Annotated in this window: 18 protein-coding genes; 8 read left to right on the top strand and 10 right to left on the bottom strand. The window is 50.7% G+C overall.

All coding sequences use genetic code 11. From position 1 onward, the window contains the following. Nucleotides 1-139: 139 nt before the first annotated feature. Nucleotides 140-637 carry a copper resistance protein NlpE gene (locus RSA72_RS09965; RefSeq protein WP_332623681.1) on the bottom strand — a complete coding sequence of 166 codons (498 nt, stop codon included), beginning with the start codon at nucleotides 635-637 and terminating at the stop codon, nucleotides 140-142. Between the two features lie 262 nt (nucleotides 638-899). Here RSA72_RS09965 and RSA72_RS09970 point away from each other — a divergent pair, with 262 nt between their 5' ends. Next, a complete protein-coding gene (locus RSA72_RS09970) occupies nucleotides 900-1,499 on the top strand; it encodes a 1-acyl-sn-glycerol-3-phosphate acyltransferase (protein ID WP_332623682.1) in 600 nt (199 codons plus the stop codon). Nucleotides 1,500-1,635: 136 nt separating this feature from the next. Here the strand turns inward: RSA72_RS09970 and RSA72_RS09975 are convergent, their stop codons facing one another. Beyond that, the gene (locus RSA72_RS09975) at nucleotides 1,636-1,971 is read right to left on the bottom strand and encodes a hypothetical protein (RefSeq protein ID WP_332623684.1); all 336 of its coding nucleotides are present in this window, start codon (nucleotides 1,969-1,971) and stop codon (nucleotides 1,636-1,638) included. Between the two features lie 296 nt (nucleotides 1,972-2,267). Here RSA72_RS09975 and RSA72_RS09980 point away from each other — a divergent pair, with 296 nt between their 5' ends. Beyond that, on the top strand, nucleotides 2,268-2,699 hold the full coding sequence (locus RSA72_RS09980) for a hypothetical protein (RefSeq protein ID WP_332623685.1): 432 nt from the start codon (nucleotides 2,268-2,270) through the stop codon (nucleotides 2,697-2,699). 213 nt (nucleotides 2,700-2,912) lie between these two features. Here the strand turns inward: RSA72_RS09980 and rsmD are convergent, their stop codons facing one another. Together rsmD and mrdA are read right to left on the bottom strand one after the other, a co-directional pair. After that, complete coding sequence (rsmD, locus tag RSA72_RS09985; RefSeq protein WP_332633121.1) at nucleotides 2,913-3,467, bottom strand: 16S rRNA (guanine(966)-N(2))-methyltransferase RsmD; 555 nt, start codon at nucleotides 3,465-3,467, stop codon at nucleotides 2,913-2,915. A gap of 3 nt (nucleotides 3,468-3,470) precedes the next feature. Next, nucleotides 3,471-5,450, bottom strand: a complete 1,980-nt coding sequence (mrdA, locus tag RSA72_RS09990) for a penicillin-binding protein 2 (protein ID WP_332623689.1) — start codon at nucleotides 5,448-5,450, stop codon at nucleotides 3,471-3,473. A gap of 246 nt (nucleotides 5,451-5,696) precedes the next feature. Between mrdA and RSA72_RS09995 the strand changes: the two genes are divergently transcribed. From RSA72_RS09995 to RSA72_RS10010, 4 genes are all read left to right on the top strand, one after another. Next, nucleotides 5,697-6,215: a hypothetical protein gene (locus RSA72_RS09995; RefSeq protein ID WP_332623691.1), complete on the top strand. Its 519-nt coding sequence runs from the start codon at nucleotides 5,697-5,699 to the stop codon at nucleotides 6,213-6,215. 63 nt (nucleotides 6,216-6,278) lie between these two features. After that, nucleotides 6,279-7,595: a hypothetical protein gene (locus tag RSA72_RS10000; RefSeq protein WP_332633123.1), complete on the top strand. Its 1,317-nt coding sequence runs from the start codon at nucleotides 6,279-6,281 to the stop codon at nucleotides 7,593-7,595. 78 nt (nucleotides 7,596-7,673) lie between these two features. Further along, a complete protein-coding gene (adk, locus tag RSA72_RS10005; protein ID WP_068908688.1) occupies nucleotides 7,674-8,333 on the top strand; it encodes an adenylate kinase in 660 nt (219 codons plus the stop codon). Nucleotides 8,334-8,416: 83 nt separating this feature from the next. Then, nucleotides 8,417-8,638: a hypothetical protein gene (locus RSA72_RS10010; RefSeq protein WP_332624149.1), complete on the top strand. Its 222-nt coding sequence runs from the start codon at nucleotides 8,417-8,419 to the stop codon at nucleotides 8,636-8,638. Between the two features lie 72 nt (nucleotides 8,639-8,710). Here RSA72_RS10010 and nth read toward each other — a convergent pair whose 3' ends face one another. Both nth and RSA72_RS10020 read right to left on the bottom strand, forming a co-directional pair. Beyond that, on the bottom strand, nucleotides 8,711-9,400 hold the full coding sequence (gene nth / locus RSA72_RS10015) for an endonuclease III (protein ID WP_332624148.1): 690 nt from the start codon (nucleotides 9,398-9,400) through the stop codon (nucleotides 8,711-8,713). 2 nt (nucleotides 9,401-9,402) lie between these two features. Continuing rightward, on the bottom strand, nucleotides 9,403-10,197 hold the full coding sequence (locus RSA72_RS10020) for an RnfABCDGE type electron transport complex subunit B (protein ID WP_332624147.1): 795 nt from the start codon (nucleotides 10,195-10,197) through the stop codon (nucleotides 9,403-9,405). 335 nt (nucleotides 10,198-10,532) lie between these two features. On the opposite strand from RSA72_RS10020, the gene gdhA reads away from it, so the two are divergent. After that, nucleotides 10,533-11,876 (top strand): NADP-specific glutamate dehydrogenase, encoded by a 1,344-nt coding sequence (gdhA, locus tag RSA72_RS10025; RefSeq protein ID WP_332624146.1) that lies wholly within the window; start codon nucleotides 10,533-10,535, stop codon nucleotides 11,874-11,876. An 88-nt stretch (nucleotides 11,877-11,964) separates the two neighbouring features. On the opposite strand, the gene RSA72_RS10030 is transcribed toward gdhA, so the two are convergent. The 3 genes from RSA72_RS10030 to rlmH form a co-directional block, all read right to left on the bottom strand. Further along, nucleotides 11,965-12,732 (bottom strand): DUF4377 domain-containing protein, encoded by a 768-nt coding sequence (locus RSA72_RS10030; RefSeq protein WP_332624145.1) that lies wholly within the window; start codon nucleotides 12,730-12,732, stop codon nucleotides 11,965-11,967. Nucleotides 12,733-12,890: 158 nt separating this feature from the next. Beyond that, nucleotides 12,891-13,667: a DODA-type extradiol aromatic ring-opening family dioxygenase gene (locus RSA72_RS10035; protein ID WP_332633126.1), complete on the bottom strand. Its 777-nt coding sequence runs from the start codon at nucleotides 13,665-13,667 to the stop codon at nucleotides 12,891-12,893. A gap of 113 nt (nucleotides 13,668-13,780) precedes the next feature. After that, the gene (gene rlmH, locus RSA72_RS10040; RefSeq protein WP_068908700.1) at nucleotides 13,781-14,263 is read right to left on the bottom strand and encodes a 23S rRNA (pseudouridine(1915)-N(3))-methyltransferase RlmH; all 483 of its coding nucleotides are present in this window, start codon (nucleotides 14,261-14,263) and stop codon (nucleotides 13,781-13,783) included. A gap of 154 nt (nucleotides 14,264-14,417) precedes the next feature. On the opposite strand from rlmH, the gene RSA72_RS10045 reads away from it, so the two are divergent. Beyond that, on the top strand, nucleotides 14,418-15,359 hold the full coding sequence (locus RSA72_RS10045) for a M20/M25/M40 family metallo-hydrolase (protein WP_443098295.1): 942 nt from the start codon (nucleotides 14,418-14,420) through the stop codon (nucleotides 15,357-15,359). Nucleotides 15,360-16,049: 690 nt separating this feature from the next. Here the strand turns inward: RSA72_RS10045 and lon are convergent. Then, nucleotides 16,050-18,250, bottom strand: a 2,201-nt coding sequence (lon, locus tag RSA72_RS10050; protein ID WP_332624705.1) for an endopeptidase La, incomplete at its 5' end; no start/stop codon positions are given.

Below are 18,250 nucleotides of genomic sequence, written 5' to 3' on the forward strand. Positions count from 1 at the left end.
GAACAAAACGAGCTCCAAAAATTCGATTTAAAAACGGTAAGACTCCGCCGTGAATAGTCCAAAAGGTTAAGAAGTCTACGACGAAACTCCTTAACTGATCAGCATTACTGCAAAGCAGAGCCTTTTTCCAAGCAGGCGCTTAATTCAGCTCTTTGCTCAGTTTGTAATTCAGCTGCGTTTCAATTGCTTCGCCGGTTTCAATATCGCGGGCTTCTGCAAAATTTTCCCCAATAAAGAATTTGCGCTTATCGGCTGCCTGATCCAGCGTAATGACCGATGGATTTTTAGCATCAAAACTGAAAGCGCCTTCGGTTTTAAATTCGTTTCCTTTGCCCTTGCCGAGATACTCTTCTGTAAGCTCATAAGTCTTGTCAGATTTAAGCTCAAGCTCCATTTTTATGCCTTCGCAGTCTGCGCAAGGGAATACGCCCTTGTATTTTCCTGCCCAGTCCAGAGAAGTTTCAGCTGTATCGCCCGCAGGCAGGGCATCGGCTGGCGCAGATGCTTCGCTTGCAGACTGAACAGCAGCGCTGCTGGCAGCGTCGCCGGCAGGCGCAGCGGAGTTTTGGCTTTCAGGCTTAGCGCAGCCAGCCAGCGCAATGCTTGAAAGCGCAAGCATAAGAAGGGTCTTTTTCATGCAAATTGGCCTTTTTATCATTTGATTTATTTAAGTTACTAAAAAGATTAAAAAATGACTAGAGTTTTCTTGTAATACCGGCTTGTTTGTTTAGCCGGGAAAATATGCGCAAGGGCATGCGCTCTGATGCATGGCGACGTCAGCGGATGATTTTTCCCATTTATGATTGTATACATTTATAAATTAATTGGCGGTTTATTGAGCATTTTGGTCTATCTAATTTCTGCAGGGCAGTTAGAATCAGCGCCAGATAAATCTGTATATGGTGCATTGGGTGTTTGAAAAATTAGCTGAGCAAAGCCTGAATTTGATGGGCTGGAAACTGGATAACCATTGGCCGCAGGATTTAGCGCAGTGCGTCATGATTGCTGCGCCGCATACCAGCAACTGGGATGCGCTGTATGCGCGCTTAGCCCTGAAAGCTTTAGGGGTGAATGTCCGCCTGACCATTAAAGACAGCTATATGAAGCTTCCATTTGGGCCTTTTGTCCGGGCCATGGGCGGCATTGGGATTGACCGCAGCCCTAAAGCCGAAGGCGAGCAGCGCTTGAGCATGGTTGAAGTGATGACCAGCCTGTTTAAAGAGCATGCAAAACTGGTCATGCTGGTCACGCCGGAAGGAACGCGCTCCAAGCAGGAACAGTGGAAAACCGGCTTTTACCATGTCGCGCTGAATGCGGGCGTGCCGATTGCGCTGGCTTATATGGATTATGAGAAGAAAAAAACCGGTGTAGGGAAAATTGTTTATCCTACAGGCGATTATGAAAAAGACATGGCGGAAATTATGCAGTTTTATGCGCAAATCAGCCCTAAATTTCCTGAAGATTTCAGCGTGGACCGCCGCTATTATTCTGCTGAATAAAGCATTAGATGCCGAAATGTAAAGCCGGCGCCTAAGCGGGATGTCCGGGTGGAAATTGCGCAGCAGCTGAATCCGGCTGCTGCGGGTTATAAGAAAAATCCCGCTTTCACGGGATAGAAAGCAGGCATTTAAAAGTTTAGTTTTCATCCAAAATATTTTGATGAACACCGCCTAAATTTTGGCAGGCTTCTTTATAAATGCTGTACTGCTGCTCAATGACGGCAGTAAGCGGGATGCTGAACAGCTGATCGCCATCTTTATAGCTTTGAATATACTGTTCGGCTTTTTGCCTGGCGCCGTGCAGCGACTGTTCATGGTAAGCGGTAATCGGGCTATGCGCCATTTGCGCGCTTTCAATTTTCTTGCACTGAAAGCCGGCCAGCAGCTTTTCAGCTTTTTTAATATCTTGCGATGTGCCAAGCGGACAGCCGCTTAAAAGCAGGGCTGCGGCAAATATGGCGGGCAATTTCATAAGTTAAAGGGGCAAAATGAGGAGTGCCGTATTGTATAAATTTTTGCGGCGCCTGTTTTGCCCTGCATTCATTGAATGTTCAAAAAACGGCTGATTGGAGCCTGAACCGCAGCCAGGCGGGCGCTGCATGCTGCGCACAGATTTTTCAAGACCTGACGCAGCTGCCGCGCTTTTGAGCTGCTCTGGCTGCGCCGGCCGGCTTGATCAATGGAAGCTGAATAAGGCAGCAAAATAAGCAATTAAATTTTATAAAAATTTAAGTTAGCATGGGCATATCTTATGGTATTAGGGCGGTTATGAAAGCACTGGCGGTTTGGGTCATGCTTGGCTTGCATGCAGGCGCTGCGGCTGCGGCTGCGGCTGCGCAGGAGCCGGAGGGCATTGTGGCCATGGATGCGGGCCTGCAGGATTTGTATGAGCAGGAACAGCGCATGCTGGCTTCGAAAACCGCGCAAGATGCGCAGGATTATGGACTGATCGAAAACCTGTTTTTTGAAAATGAAATTGTAAAAATTTATAACTACACAGCTTATGAAGCGGATGGCGCAAAAAACAAGTTTCTGTCCGGCCAGTCAGAGCAGATTGGCCTGCAGGATTTCGCCGTTTCATTCGGCTACGGCATGGAATTCCGCGTCAATCCGCGCCACAGTATAGGTTATGAATATCTGTCGAATTTCCCGTATGACCGCGGGCAAATTATCCGCCTGTTCTGGAATTATGTGTTTTAGCGCTTGCGCTGCCTCATTTTTGCTTTAAAAATTTAAACGCTTTTGCTTCGGCCAGGCCTGCTTTGAAAAATCTCAAGCAGGCAAAAGTCTTTTATTGCCTATGCACGGCGTCCTTGCCGTGGCGGGTAAGTATCCGAAGTTTATTTTTCCCGGCTATGGGGCAGCAATGCGCTTTCCGCGCTCTGAGTCTGAAGGCTGTTCAGAATAGGCAAATTAAACTATTTTTTGAAAAAGCCCGGCGCGCACTGTGCCGGCCTTGGTTTCTTTAATCTGCTTCCAGGTATTCGGCAGCTTCAGCTGCGACAAATCCCGGTCAGCTTCAATATAAATCAAGGCATTGGCTTTAATGGCCGGGTCAGCCAGCTGCGCCAGCGCTTCCCACAAATCCAGGCTGTAGGGCGGGTCTAAAAACACCACATCAAACTGCTCTTTCAGGGCGGGAAGCGCCTGCTGCGCGGTGGCAATTTTCAGCTTGGCATGCTGCGCGGTGACTTTCAGCAGCTGCAGATTGTCGGTTAAAAATTTGGCCTGCGTGCGGTCAGGCTCAATCATCACCACTTGGGCCGCGCCGCGCGACAGCGCTTCAAAGCTTAATGCGCCGGAGCCTGCGCAAATATCCAGCACCTGCGCATTTTGAATATCCCACATCAGCCAGTTGAACAGGGTTTCGCGGACACGGTCTGGGGTTGGACGCAGCCCGTCAATGCTGGCGAAAGGAAGCTGGCGGCGCTTCCAGTCACCGCCAATAATTCGGAGTTGATTTTTCATAATTTAATCGGAGTCTGCATCTGTTGGCGGAGGGGAGGCTGGCGCATTGGCGCTGCTTTGGAGCGGATTTTCGCCGCTTGGCAATTCGCTGGGCTTGATGCCGGCAGTCATCAGGCCGCCGCTGACTTGCGCTGCCGAAGGGCGGACCGGCGCTTTTTTGCGGTTCAGCAGCCAGTAGTCAAAAATCGGCCGGGCCAGCTGGGCAGCTGAACCGCCGTGACGGCCATTTTCCCAAATCACCGCAATGGCGATTTCAGGCTTGTCCGCCGGAGCAAAGCCGACAAACAGGCCGTGGTCAAGCTGGCGCTCAGTTAATATCGCTTCATTATAGCGCTTGCCCTGCGCAATGCTTTTAACCTGCGCAGTGCCGGTCTTGCCGGCAATTTTATACATCGGCGTGCGGATGCGGCGCCCTGTGCCGCTTTCAATCACATCGACCATGGCGTCACGCATTTTTATCCAGTCTTCCGGCTTGCCGTTAAACTCAATTTTTCCGTTTGGCGCATTATGCACGGCATGGGGCTTAGTGCCTTTGCTTTCACGCAGCACATGCGGCGTGACGTGCTGGCCCTGATTGGCGGTAATGGCCGTGGCCATGGCCAGCTGCAGCGGGGTAGCGGTAAATGCGCCTTGCCCGATGCTGACCGAAATGGTTTCACCCTTCAGCCACTTGGTTTTCCGCGTGCGCAGCTTCCATTCCGGGCTTGGATACAGGCCGGAACTTTCGCTCGGCAAGTCCACGCCGGTTTTTTCACCGTAGCCGAATTGGCGCATCCAGCTGTTCATCCGCTCAATTCCCATGCGGTAGGCCAGAATATAATAGTAGGTATCGCAGGAGATCACCTGCGATTTGTGCAGGTTGACCACGCCGTGGCCAGATTTGCGCCAGTCGCGGAAACGGTGCGAATCTCCGGGCAGGGAGAAATAGCCTGGATCTGAAATGGTGGTATTCCAATCGACCAGATTGTAGTGCAGGCCGCCTAAGCCAAACATAGGCTTAATGGTTGAGCCTGGCGGATAGGAGCCTTGCACTGCGCGGTTGTACAGGGGCTGGTCAAGATCATCGCGCAGCGCAGAGTAGTCCTTGCTGCTGATGCCGGTGACAAATAAATTCGGGTTAAAGCTCGGGCTGGATACTAAAGCCAGGATTTCGCCTGTGCCCGGGTCCATGGCGACAATGGCGCCGCGCCGGCCCGCCAGCTGCTCGGAAGCGACCATCTGCAGGCCGTAATCCAGCGATAAATACAGGTCATTGCCGCGGATCGGGTCTTTGCGGCCTAAATGGCGCAGCACATTGCCGTGCGCATCGGCTTCGACCGACTCATTACCGGGCAGGCCGTGCAGCAGCTCTTCATAGTATTTTTCGACCCCGATTTTTCCAATCAGGTTGGTTCCGGCATATAAGTCTTTATTAATGCTTTTTAATTCTTTGTCATTGATGCGGCCGACATAGCCAATCACATGCGCAAACAGCTCGCCATGCGGATAGTAGCGGGTCATTTGGGTTTCAATATTGACGCCGGGAAACTGGAATTTCACCTCACTGAAGCGCGCAATTTCAGCTTCGTTCAGATTCAGCTTCAGCGCGACGCGCTCAGTTTTTTTCGAGGTTTTAATCCGGCTCCGGAAGCGCTCAATATCTTCTTCAGACAGATTGATGACTGGGGCTAAGCGCCGAACCGTGTCGTCAATATCATCAATATCGGCGCGGCTCATGGTAGCAGAAAAGACCGGATAGTTGTCCGCCAGCAGAACGCCGTTGCGGTCATAAATATAGCCCCGCGCCGGCGGCAGCGGCTGCAGGCGGACGCGGTTCTTTTCTGAATCTGTGGCGAACTTGTCGTAGCTGGCAATCTGCAGGTAAGAATAGCGTGCGACGAGCAGCAGCAGGAAAAAAATCACAATGCCCAGTGAGAAATAAATGCGGTTGCGGAAAATGCGCTTTTCTTGCTGTACATTTTTTAAAGGAAAGTGCTGCTTCATACGCGGTCGGCTTAAGTCACACAAAGGGGAAATTGAGGCTGACCATTCTACCGCAAGTTCAAAAAATTTGATAAGCGAAAAGCAGCCCAGAAGCGCCGGATCTGCTTAAACTTTGACTTTGCAGACATTAAAAAAGTAAAGCGCTGTATATAAGTGTTCATATAATTCTGATAAAGTCAAAACCGCATAAAAATAGGACTGTATTACAACTAAAAAAGCCTAAAATTAAGGACAAGGGTGAAAATAATGAACAGATTTTATTCTTTGCTGGCGCTTGCTTTGTTTGCCGGCGGCGCATCTGCGCAGGACAGCGCCCTGCTGCCGCAAGCGGAACTGGTGGCTGGCTCAGGCCAAGCGCTGTATGCAGGGGCGGGTTTTACCCAGAAAATGATTCATTTAAATGCTGAATGGGTGAATCCCTGCGGCATTGCATATGCCAAAGCGGGCGCTTTCCTGAACGGCGATAAAACCTTTGGCGGCCAGTTGGGTTTCCGCTATCCGGTGCATTTTACCGGCAAGGACCAGAATGGCTATTACCTTGGCGCCTATGCCGGCCACATTGACAGCAAAGACACCGGCAATGAATATGAAAGCCGTTTGGGCGGCGGCGTTGACTTGGCTTATGTGATGCTCAGCTCAGAACGGATTAGCACCTTCAGCGTCGGCATTGGCGCCGGCGAGAAACTGACCGGTCAAGATGGGCGGACAGTCGTAGAGACAGAACCGAAGCTACAATTCTCCTATACTCTAAGTATCGGTTTGTAGTGAAAATATTCGGCTTTATGTCGTTCAATATTTCCCGATTAAAATTAGATATGGAAGTGATGCATGCTTGAGTACGTCAATGAGTTGTGGCAAACCTTTTTGAACCGCCCGGATTTTTGGGCAGTGCTCAGCATTATCCCTGTTACCGCTTTTGTGACCTGGGCGCACGTCTGGATGGCGCTCAAAATGGTCTTTTACCCGATTAACTTCTGGGGCTTCCACCTTGGCCCGTTGCCTGTGGGCTGGCAGGGCATTGTGCCGCGCAAGGCGGGGCGCATTTCAGGCATTATTACTGACAATACCTTATCCAAGCTGGGTTCGCTGCGCGAGTTTCTGGAGGCCATGGACCCGGAGGACATGGCGCGGATTATCGGCGAGCAGGTCGGCTTTGAGCTGGAGCATCTGATTGATGAAGTGATGCTCGAGCGCAATGCCGTGCTGTGGGAAAATTTGCCTTATTCCATCAAGCGCCGCATTTATGCGCAGGCCAATAAGCAGATGCCGGGCATATTAAGGGAACTTGTGACTGAGCTGACCATGAACGTCGAGTCACTTGTGGATATGCGTGAAATGGTGGTCAGCCAGATGGAAGGCGACCGCCGCCTGATGGTGCGCATGTTTTTGAAAGTCGGGCAAAAGGAAATCAACTTTATCTGGCACATCAGCGCCTTGATCGGGATGTTCTTCGGCGTCTTCCAGATGATCGTCTGGTTTGTGGTGCCTTGGCACTGGACAGTGCCGTTCTGGGCATCGGTCTGGGGCTTTTTAACCAACTGGATCGCCATCTGGATGGTCTTCAATCCGATTGAGCCGCACTATGTTAAATACCCGCAACTCTTTGAATTAACAAAAAATCGTAAGTTTCCTTGGCTGAAGCCTGTGCTTCCGCGCATCGGCACCTATAATGTTCAGGGCGCATTCATGAAGCGCCAGGAAGAAGTGTCCGATGTCTTTGCCAGTGTGGTCACTGAAGACCTGATTACGCTGAAATCCATCATGACCGAAATGATGTACGGCAGCAAAAAAGACAAGACCCGCCGCATTGTCAAGCGCCACATTAATGAAATTATGGAAACGCCGCTGGTCAGAACCTCTTTGCAGCTGTCTTTAGGCCCGAGAGAGTACGCAAAACTCAAGACAGACTTGATTGATCGCTCAATTGAAATTACGATGGTGCCTGTATGCGACCCTGCGTTCAATGCGAGCCGTGCACAGAAAATCTATCAGATGTTCAGAGACCGCATCCGCGAGCTGACGCCAAAAGAGTTTCAAAATTTATTACGTCCTGCATTTCAGGAAGACGAATGGATTTTAATTTTACTGGGCGGGGTAACGGGCTTTATTGCGGGCACCATACATTTGTTTGTGGCTTTCTTATAATTAGATGCTGAAGAATATGTCGAATGTTTTGACATGGGCAAGGCGTCAAATACAATGTTTAAATGAGGATGTTTTTTTATGCGCATTATCTTACTCGGTCCACCTGGAGCAGGCAAAGGCACTCAAGCTCAGTTGATCTGTAAGCGCTACAATGTCCCGCAAATTTCAACCGGTGATATGCTCCGTGCTGCAATTCGTGAAGGAACTGAACTTGGCCTGCAAGCTAAAAGCGTGATGGACAATGGCGGCCTGGTATCCGATGAGCTGATCATTGGTTTGGTGAAAGAGCGCATTGCGCAGCCGGACTGCGTCAACGGCTGCATTTTTGACGGCTTCCCGCGCACAATTCCTCAAGCTGAAGCGCTTGAAAATGAAGGCATCAGCATTGATCATGTGATTGAAATTGATGTGCCGGATGAAGAAATCGTGCAGCGCCTTTCCGGCCGCCGCCAGCACCCGGCATCTGGCCGCGTATATCACATTGTTTACAACCCGCCTAAGGTTGAAGGCAAAGATGACGAAACAGGCGAAGACCTTGTACAGCGTCCAGACGATCAGGAAGCAACCATCCGCAAGCGTTTGGGTTCATACCATACAGAAACTGAACAGCTGGTCGGCTTCTATCAGGGCCGCGCTGCTTCCGGCGAAAATGCGCCGACTTATGACAAATTGAACGGCCTGCGCCCAATTGAGCAAGTTCAGGCAGAGCTTTTCGCTATTTTAGACCAGTCTAAATAATCCGTTTTTGCGGGTTTTGACTTTCAGAGAGTCCTAAGCCATATTAGGGCTCTTTTTTATTGTGCTGTTTTTGGAGAAAGGCTTTGCAGCAGGTTGCGATTATTTTGGTTTTGCTGGTGTGCGCGGCTGCATTGCTGGCTTTACTGTACTTCAGCTATCAGCTGCTGAAAAAAACGCAGCAGCAGGAGCTGCTTGAGCGCCGCAGCCAGCCGGCGTCGGAATATAAGCTGCATCCCAAACTGCAAAAAGAGCAGCGCGGACAGGAGCAGCCGGCTGACCGGAAAAAAGATCCGCCGCAGCAGTAGGCGGGTTTTCAGCATCTAATCTGGCTTATTTCATTCGAATCAATTAGGCCGGATCAATCAACTGCAGAGGCTTTAAGCCTCTATATTTTTCACTGGAATCGGGCGGGCGGCGCCGAATTCATAGCGCTCCGGCCAGTTGCAGACATCTGACACCACGCATTCAGCGCATTTCGGCTTGCGGGCAATGCAGCAGTAGCGCCCGTGCAGAATCAGCCAGTGATGCGCATCAAGGATAAACTCTTTAGGAATTACTTTTATCAGGCGCTGCTCGACTTCCAGCACGTTTTTTCCTGCTGCTAAGCCTGTGCGGTTGCCTAGGCGGAAAATATGCGTATCCACCGCCATGGCTGGCTGGCCGAAGGCGGTATTCAGCACCACATTGGCGGTTTTCCGTCCGACGCCCGGAAGCGCTTCCAAATCCGCGCGGTTATCCGGCACTTGGCTATTGTGCTTTTCAATTAAAATCCTGCAGGCTTTAATGACATTCTCGGCTTTGGAATTATACAGGCCGATGGTTTTAATGTATTCCTTCAGGCCGTCAACTCCTAAAGCATAAATCGCCTCAGGGGTATTGGCCACAGGAAACAGCTTGTCTGTCGCCTTATTGACGCTGACATCGGTGGCTTGCGCAGACAGAGTCACAGCGACCAGCAGCTCAAAAGGGCTGGAAAAATTCAGTTCAGTTTCCGGATGCGGGCGCTGTTCACGCAGGCGTTCAAAGAAGGTCTGAATCTGCTTTTTAGTCATGTTTTTCACTGTCATGTTCATGCTCCCTGCAGCGCATGCAGCTGCTGGCTCAGTTCCTGCAGCAGCGCGCGTTTTTTTGCATCATCACGCAGGCTCAGCTGCTTTTCCAGTTTTTTAACCTGCGTGCGGAGCTTCGCCAGCTCAATCGCGGTTTTGGCATCCAGCACGGGCGCTATTTTTTCTGATTGATCAGCAACTTCAATCTCAGGCAGGCTAGCGTCCTGATTGGAGAAGCGGGCGAATAAAGCGGTGTCGATTTCTGCGCGGACTATCGGCCTCTTGCGGTGCGCGCGGCGCTGTTCTTCACGCTGAATGTGCGCATAGTAGCGCGCGCGCAAATCATTCTGCTCGGCCAGGCGGGCGGCCTCAGACGGCAAAGCCTGCACATCCTCCACTAGATCAATGCAGTCTACCGGGCAGGGCGGAATGCACAGTTCGCAGCCGGTGCACAGGTCCGCCAGCACGGTATGCATCAGCTTGCCGGCGCCGATAATCGCATCGACAGGGCAGGCGCTGATGCATTTGGTGCAGCCGATGCATTCATCTTCACGGATCACCGCCTTCATGCGCTGCGGCCGGCCGTCGCTTTGAATGGGCCACACGCTTGGTTCGGCAGGCAAGGCTGCGCGTTGCAGCAGGGCAGCTAAGGCGTCTGCAACCGGCTGTCCGCCCGGCACGCATTTATTGGCTTCTTCACCTTCGGCCATCGATTTTGCATAGGGCAGGCAGCCGTCACGGTGCCCGCAAAGCCCGCATTGCGTCTGCGGCAGTAGGGCGTCAATTTTTTGGATGAGGGAAATTTGAGAATTCATGAATAACCGGAAATGCTGGGCAGGCGGAACAAGGCAGTAGCGGGGGAAATGAATTTTAGCATGTTTTAGCCGGCTGCGCTGTGCACAAATTTAGAGCTGTTTGTGCATTATTTTTGCACATAAAATGCCAATCCATTCATGCCTAAAAGTTTATTCATTGATAAACTATGATCATGTAAAATATATTTAAATATATGTTCTTAATATAAAATTAAAGTATTTTGAAAAAGGTATTGTGGATTTCGGGCAAAAGATATTTAATGTTTTGCGCCAAAATTTATCATCAATTTAAAATTTGACCAATTTTGATTCATCTTTCTGCTGAGGATTAAGAGTTGAAATATAACAGCCTTAATGAGTTTTTAAATTACGTTAAAACACGTGATGCACATCAACCGGAGTTTCTTCAAGCCGTTGAAGAAGTCATGACCAGCCTGTGGCCGTTCATTGAAAAGCACCCTGAATATGCCGGCCACGGCCTGCTTGAGCGCTTAGTTGAGCCTGAACGCGCCATTCAGTTCCGCGTTTCCTGGGTCGATGACCAAGGCCAGGTTCAAGTCAACCGTGCATTCCGCGTGCAGTACAACTCGGCAATCGGGCCATTCAAAGGCGGCATGCGCTTCCATCCGTCTGTAAACCTTTCAATTCTTAAATTCCTGGGTTTTGAGCAGACTTTCAAGAATGCTTTGACCACATTGCCTATGGGCGGCGGCAAAGGCGGCTCAGACTTTGACCCTAAGGGCAAGTCTGAAGGCGAAATCATGCGCTTCTGCCAAGCCCTGATGATTGAGCTGTACCGCTACCTCGGTTCAAATACCGATATCCCTGCGGGCGATATTGGCGTTGGCGGCCGCGAAGTCGGCTATATGGCGGGCATGATGAAGAAGCTCAGCAATGATACTTCTTGCGTGTTTACAGGCAAGGGCCTGAGCTTCGGCGGCTCATTGGCCCGCCCGGAAGCGACAGGCTACGGCACGGTATATTTTGCTGAAGAAATGCTGAAAACCCGCGGCGACTGCTTCAAAGGCAAAACGGTGACTATTTCAGGTTCAGGCAACGTGGCGCAGTACGCCGCTGAAAAAGCGATGTATTTAGGCGCGAAAGTGGTTTCGCTGTCTGACTCTGCGGGCACGGTATATGTAAAAGACGGCTTTACAGATGCCTTGCTGGCTGAAATAATGGAACTGAAAAATGTGAAGCGCGGCCGTATTTCTGAGTTTGCGTCTAAGCATGGCTTCGACTATTTAGAAGGCAAGCGCCCTTGGTCAATCAAATGTGATATCGCGCTGCCATGCGCAACGCAAAATGAGCTGGATCAAGCAGATGCCGAAGCGCTGCTCGCAAATGGCGTGATCTGTGTAGCTGAAGGCGCAAACATGCCTTCCACACTAGATGCCGTAGAAAAATTTGTTGAAGCGAAAATCCTGTATGCGCCGGGCAAAGCGTCAAATGCCGGCGGTGTCGCCACTTCAGGTCTTGAAATGTCGCAGAACGCTTTGCGTTTAGGCTGGACTTTTGAAGAGGTTGATGAGCGCCTGCATGCCATCATGAAAGAAATTCACCGCAACTGCGTGAAATACGGCACGCAGGAAGACGGCACGGTAAATTACGTCAACGGCGCGAACATTGCCGGCTTTGTTAAAGTCGCTGACGCTATGCGCTCGCAAGGCGTTTACTAAGCGCTGCGCTTCTTTGCAGAAGACATAAAGAAGCCAAGAAATAAAAAAACCGATGCGCAAGCATCGGTTTTTTTATTTGAATCCGCTGTTATTTAACAGTTTCACGCTCAATAATCATGTCCTGAATATAGACATATTTAGAGTGGTCAGCCGGCGGATTTTGCAGCTCGTAGCGCTTAATGCGCACAACTTGGCGCTCTTTCGGATTATGCGTGAAGCCTTCAATGCCGCTGTAGAACAGCGTCCAGTCTTTATCTGCCTGCGTTTTTACGCCGTTTTCCGCATATTTGATTTCACGCACTTGCAGGCAAGTCTGCGGCGCAACGCCTGAGCAGGATTTGGTTACAGGGGAAATTTCCAGGAAGATTGTTTCAGCCTGCGTGCCGTATTTCGCTTCCGGCGTCATTTTTCCAGTAAAAACCACTTTTTCGCCATTGGCGGCAATGACGGTCAGCGTCGGCTGTTCCGGGTCATTCAGGTTCAGAATAAATGGCGCTTTGCGGCTGCTGAACAGGCTTGAAGCGACGCCTTCCTGCGCCATAGCGTTCGGCGCGCAGGCCATTTGCGTCGCCATTAAGTTGCCAGTGACAATTTGGTTATTCTCAACTTTCCAGCTGGTGCCCATGCCATTGCAGCTGGTTGCAATGCTTAGGCGGCCGGCTGCGTCAAAATTCAAGACTAAAGGCTTCGGCGCATCTGCGGTATTGGCGCTCCATTGATAGGAAGCTAAAGTCTTGTCTGCGTTTTGCTGCTGCAGTACGGACATGGCTAAATCTCCAGCTTTTTGGATGTCGCCCGATTGGCAGGCCGCGAGGGCGAAAGGAAAAAGCGCAATTGCTAAAAATTTTAAGTTCATGGTTTGCCCAACATGCTTTTAATTTAAATAACTGATTTAAATAACAAGATTTAGAATAACCGATTCGGCTTTGAAAAAAATGGATACATTCTGATTCTTTGCGTATCAGAATGTATATATAAGTATTTATTTGTTAATTTATAAATATTTCTTATGCGTCAGTCGAAGCGGTAAATGTCCATGCCGAGTGAACCCATGCTGAAGCTGCTGTGCACAATATTGAAGCGGGGGCCTGCGCCCATGGCAAAGAACAGCGGCGCAAAATGCTCTAAGGTCGGGTGATTGCGCTGCACATGCGGAATGCTTTGCCAGTCCAGCACTGCATCATAATCGCTGTGATGGAGCTTGCTGACGACATAGTTGCGGAACACAGAAGCCCATTCAGGCACCGCGGAGGATTGGCCATTCCATGCCAGTTCACGCAGGTTGTGGGTGATGCTGCCTGAACCGATGAGCAGAATCTGCTGTTCACGCAGCGGCGCCAGCGTCTGGCCGATTTTATAAATTTCCTGCGCGGACAGGCTCATCGGCAGGGAGATTTCCACCACAGGAATATCCGCCTGCGGATACATATGCAGCAGCGGCATCCATACGCCATGATCGCGCGGGCGGGTGCTGTTGGCATGCGCCGCAAAGCCGGCTTCGGCCAGCAAATGCAGCATATTTTCCGCTAATTCAGGATGTCCCTGCGCCGGATAGCGGATGTCATACAGCTCTTCCGGGAATCCGCGGAAATCATGCCAGGTTTCAGGGCGCGCGCCGGTGCTGACTTCCAGATCGCGGCTTTCCCAATGCGCGGACATCACAATAATGGCTGCCGGCTTGGGCAGATTCAGGCCGAGGCGCTGCAGCGCCGGCTCGACCTGCTCCGGATTCAGCGCAAGCATCGGCGAGCCGTGGGAAATATATAAGCCGGGGAGGGTGTGCAGATTCATAGCTGTCCGCCTGATTAACTGGTCTGAAAGCATTGTGGCAAAAAGGGCAGCGGCTTTAAACAGCGCTGAATCAACATACCGTTGCGCAAACGCAACGCTGCCGTTCCGGCGGTTCAGCCTGCGCGGTGATAGGGGTGGTTGTGGTTGATGCTCATGGCGCGGTACAGCTGCTCAATCAGCATGACCCGCACCATCGGGTGAGGCAGGGTCAGCTTGGACAATGACCAGTGCCAGGCTGCAGCTTTGCGCACGGCTTCTGAATGGCCGTCCGGGCCGCCAATGGCCAGAACCACATCGTTGCCTTCCAGCATCCAGCCTTTCATGGTTTCGGCCAGCTTTTCGGTGCTGAATTCACGGCCGCCGACTTCCAGCGCAATCAGCACCTCGTTCTGCTTGACCGCGCTTAAAATGCTGTCGCCTTCAATTTGTCGGTATTTCAGAATATCCGCTTCGGAGTCATTTTTGCCGCGCTTCGCCATAGGCAGCTCAATGATTTGGGTTTGAACAAAGGGCTGGATGCGCTTGAAATAATCTTCAAAGCCGGTCAGCACCCATGCAGGCATTTTTTGACCGATGGTCAGAATCCGGATTTTCATAACAGGCCGCAGGGAATAGAAAGGCCCATTATAGCGGTGAAACAGCGCTTTGCTAAGCGCAGGCACAATTTGCAATTGAATTGTCACAGTTGTTGCTGTTTTAATATTCAATAGGGCAGTACAGGCCTGCAGAATGGATGGAAGAACAGCAATGATGCATAAAACTAGAAAAAGTTTGCAGCTGGGCTTATTCAGCTGCATGGTTTTGACGGCTGCCTTTCCTGCGCAGGCCAGCGCGCCAAAAACTGCAGAACCGAAGAATTTAACGGTATATATGGAGCAGGTGATGGGCTCCGGCTATTACCGCAATTTTAAAAATGTGCGGGAACTGAATCGGGTGTCGGCATGGATCCGCGAGCAGATGCGCCTGTTCGGCATTCCATGCAGCTATCAGAGCTATAAGGTGAATGATGAAGCTTACCGCAATGTGGTCTGCTCATTAAAAACCGCGCATGCAGAAAAAGTGATTGTCGGCGCGCACTATGACGTATTTGAGCAAAGCCCGGGCGCGGATGACAATGCTTCCGGCGTGGCCGGCGTAATTGAAACGGCGCGCATTTTAGCCGAAGAAAAAGCCCGCCTGAAAAAAAGCGTGGATTTTATTTTTTATACCTTGGAAGAGCCGCCGTTTTCCCGCACTGAAGATATGGGCAGCTATGTGCATGCCAAATCCATTGAGAAGCAGCGCGGAAATATTCAGGGCATTTATATTTTAGAGATGATTGGCTATTTTGATCCGAATTTAGTGCAGCAGTATCCTGCCGGGCTGAAATGGATTTATCCAAGCCATGGCAACTTTGTCGCCGCGGTCGGCAATCTGCAGTCGCGTGAATTGACTGCGGACTACTGCAGCGCGATGAAAAACCTGAATCAGCTGCAGTGTGAACGCTTAATTTCCCCGGCTTTTGCGCAGAATATGGATTTTTCAGATCATTTCAATTACTGGGAATTTGGCCTGCCGGCAATTATGATTACTGATACAGGGTCCTACCGCAATAAAAACTATCACAGCGATCAAGATGCGCTGGCTGAGCTTGATGCCGGAAAAATGGCGCAAGTGGTGAATGGCTTGGTGCATGCGGTTCTGAAAGAGTAAGGCGCATAAAAAACGCAGCCCGGAAAGCCTTTGGACTGCGATAAAAGATCACCTGCCTGGAGATGCAGATGACCATTTTAGTACTGGGTTCAGTACGCAAAAGAAACATACAGCGCATATGCATCTGTCATTATATATGGCGTTAATTTTGCTTATTTTCAAGTGAGATTTGTAAAAAGGCTTAAACTTAAGGCAATGAGTTTAGTGCAATCTTCTGATTTTAATTGATTTAATGGAGGGTCCGCGGTGAGCCGCTGGCTGATTGGGCTGCCGGTTTTCGCATGGCGGATAAAAACAGCCCTGTCGGAAAGTAATGCTGATCAGTTAAGGAGTTTCGTCGTAGACTTCTTAACCTTTTGGACTATTCACGGCGGAGTCTTACCGTTTTTAAATCGAATTTTTGGAGCTCGTTTTGTTCCTTGCGAAACAGTGTTTCTCATTCGCCAAATGAGAAGCGGAGCTTCGCAAGGAAAGCATCTTGCGGCGCAGTGCGCCTCACCGCGAAACCTGTTCACTTTCTGCACTTAAATAGTTTTATTGCAAAAACAGTCCTTTTCAAAGGCCATACAGGTTGCGGATGACGCTTCCGCGTATCAAACAATATTGCAAGTTTAAAAAAGAAAAAGCCAGTCAGTTTCTTAACTGACTGGCATTACTGTCGGAACAGGGCTGTTTTAAAATGGCTGCTGATTAGTGGCGGGCAGCTTTGCCTTCGCCGGCAGCTTTTACAATCGGCGCTTTCGGCAATGGTTTAGGCATATCGACTAAAGCCAGCGGCAGAATCTCATCAATGCTTTTCACTGCTTTAATTTCCAAGCCTTCCTTCACATTTTCAGGAATTTCCGCTAGGTCGCGGACGTTTTCCTGAGGGATGAACACCAGCTTGATGCCGCCGCGGTGCGCCGCAAGAAGCTTCTCTTTCAAGCCGCCAATGCGCATAGCGCGGCCGCCTAAGCTGGTTTCACCGGTCATGGCGATATCAGGGCGGATCGCAATGCCTGTGAAAGCTGAAACAAGGGCAGTGGTCAGCGCCAAGCCGGCAGACGGGCCGTCTTTCGGTGTTGCGCCTTCCGGCAAGTGCACATGCACATCAGTTTCTTCAAAACGCGAAGCTTCAATGCCGAGCTCATCAGCGCGGGTGCGAACCACCGTCATGGCTGCGGTAATCGACTCTTTCATGACATCACCCAGCGAACCGGTGGTAATGAACTTGCCTTTGCCTTTAACAGCAGCCACTTCAATGGTCAGCAATTCACCGCCAACCGAAGTCCACGCCAAGCCGTTTACGCGGCCAACCTGCGCTTCTTCTTCAGCCATGCCGAAGTCAAACTTGTGCGGGCCTAAGTAGTCTGGAAGATTTTCGGAAGTCACGTCCAGCTGCAGGTTTTTGGCCTTTTTGCTGACCGCTTCTTTCACCACTTTGCGGGCAATTTTCGACACTTCACGCTCAAGGCTGCGCACGCCGGCTTCGCGCGTATAGCGCTGCACGATGTCGCGGATCGCCTCTTCATGAATGGTCAGCTCTTTTGCGCGCAAGCCATTGTTCTTAATTGCTTTCGGAACAAGGTAGCGTTCAGCGATGTTGATCTTCTCATCTTCGGTATAGCCCGGCAGGCGGATGACTTCCATGCGGTCAAGCAGCGCTTCCGGAATATTCATGCTGTTGGCGGTACAGATGAACATCACCTCAGATAAGTCCAAATCCAAGTCCAAATAGTGGTCATTGAACTTGCTGTTCTGCGATGGATCCAGCACTTCCAGCAGCGCCGAAGCCGGGTCGCCGCGGTAGTCTTGCGCCATCTTGTCGATTTCATCGAGCAGGAACAGCGGGTTCTTCACGCCGACTTTGGTCAGCGACTGCACGATTTTACCCGGCATCGCGCCAATATAGGTGCGGCGGTGGCCGCGGATTTCAGCTTCGTCACGCACGCCGCCCAGCGCCATGCGCACAAACTCGCGGCCTGTGGCTTTGGCAACCGACTCGCCCAGCGAGGTTTTACCCACGCCCGGAGGGCCGACTAGGCACAGAATAGGGCCTTTAAGCTTTTTCACCCGTGACTGTACGGCAAGGTATTCCACAATGCGGTCTTTGACATCGTCCAGGCCGTAGTGGTCGGCATCCAGAATTTCCTGCGCTTTGCTCAGGTTGATGCTGACTTTGCTGGCTTTATTCCAAGGCGTATCTAAGATCACTTCTAAATAGTTGCGCACCACAGCCGCTTCGCTGGACGCCGGCTGCATGGCTTTCAGCTTGCGGAACTCCGCTTCGGCTTTTTTACGCACATGCTCCGGCAGATCGGCTTCCGCAAGGCGCTTTTCAATTTCCGCCACGTCATCTTCCGCGCCGCCGTTCATGTCGGAAAGCTCGCGCTGAATCACCTTCATCTTTTCATTGAGGAAGTATTCGCGCTGATTCTTTTCCATTTGGCGCTTGACGGAATCATGCAGCGTCTGCTCAATCTGCTGTTCTTCAGACTGCTGCAGCAGGTACGTCATCAGTTCCTGCAGATGCGCTGCAAACTCATCATGCTCCAGAAACTTCTGCTTGATGTCAATATTCAGCGGCACGCGGGTCGCAACAAAGAACAGCAGCTGCAGCAGGTCGTCAATTTTGTTGGCGGCCGCAATCAGTTCACGCGCATTGCGCAGTTTCGCTTCCGCATACTGCGCAAACATAGTGCGCAGCTCTTCAATGCGGGATTCCTGTTCGCTGCTTTTTGCAGTGACCGTCATTGGGCTTAAAGCATGCTCAGCGGAAAGGCAGTCATCGTTGTCGATGATTTTAACCAGCTTGGAACGGTGCAAGCCTTCGATTAATACTTTTATGCAGTTTTCGTCATTTTCGTGATTCACAACTTGCACAATCTTCGCGACAGTACCGTATTGATATA

Origin of the sequence: Acinetobacter sp. (assembly GCF_036659555.1) — a bacterium.
GTDB lineage: Bacteria > Pseudomonadota > Gammaproteobacteria > Pseudomonadales > Moraxellaceae > Acinetobacter.

What these genes read in the sequence shown, in the direction of transcription:
- RSA72_RS09970 (WP_332623682.1), top strand. Translation starts at nt 900, where the DNA reads ATGGTGCATTGGGTGTTTGAAAAATTAGCTGAGCAAAGCCTGAATTTG.
- rlmH (WP_068908700.1), bottom strand. Translation starts at nt 14,263, where the DNA reads ATGAAAATCCGGATTCTGACCATCGGTCAAAAAATGCCTGCATGGGTG.
- rsmD (WP_332633121.1), bottom strand. Translation starts at nt 3,467, where the DNA reads ATGAAAAATCAACTCCGAATTATTGGCGGTGACTGGAAGCGCCGCCAG.
- RSA72_RS10030 (WP_332624145.1), bottom strand. Translation starts at nt 12,732, where the DNA reads ATGAACTTAAAATTTTTAGCAATTGCGCTTTTTCCTTTCGCCCTCGCG.
- RSA72_RS10020 (WP_332624147.1), bottom strand. Translation starts at nt 10,197, where the DNA reads ATGAATTCTCAAATTTCCCTCATCCAAAAAATTGACGCCCTACTGCCG.
- RSA72_RS09965 (WP_332623681.1), bottom strand. Translation starts at nt 637, where the DNA reads ATGAAAAAGACCCTTCTTATGCTTGCGCTTTCAAGCATTGCGCTGGCT.
- RSA72_RS09995 (WP_332623691.1), top strand. Translation starts at nt 5,697, where the DNA reads ATGAACAGATTTTATTCTTTGCTGGCGCTTGCTTTGTTTGCCGGCGGC.
- adk (WP_068908688.1), top strand. Translation starts at nt 7,674, where the DNA reads ATGCGCATTATCTTACTCGGTCCACCTGGAGCAGGCAAAGGCACTCAA.
- RSA72_RS10000 (WP_332633123.1), top strand. Translation starts at nt 6,279, where the DNA reads ATGCTTGAGTACGTCAATGAGTTGTGGCAAACCTTTTTGAACCGCCCG.
- RSA72_RS09975 (WP_332623684.1), bottom strand. Translation starts at nt 1,971, where the DNA reads ATGAAATTGCCCGCCATATTTGCCGCAGCCCTGCTTTTAAGCGGCTGT.
- mrdA (WP_332623689.1), bottom strand. Translation starts at nt 5,450, where the DNA reads ATGAAGCAGCACTTTCCTTTAAAAAATGTACAGCAAGAAAAGCGCATT.
- RSA72_RS10045 (WP_443098295.1), top strand. Translation starts at nt 14,418, where the DNA reads ATGCATAAAACTAGAAAAAGTTTGCAGCTGGGCTTATTCAGCTGCATG.
- RSA72_RS10035 (WP_332633126.1), bottom strand. Translation starts at nt 13,667, where the DNA reads ATGAATCTGCACACCCTCCCCGGCTTATATATTTCCCACGGCTCGCCG.
- nth (WP_332624148.1), bottom strand. Translation starts at nt 9,400, where the DNA reads ATGACAGTGAAAAACATGACTAAAAAGCAGATTCAGACCTTCTTTGAA.
- RSA72_RS09980 (WP_332623685.1), top strand. Translation starts at nt 2,268, where the DNA reads ATGAAAGCACTGGCGGTTTGGGTCATGCTTGGCTTGCATGCAGGCGCT.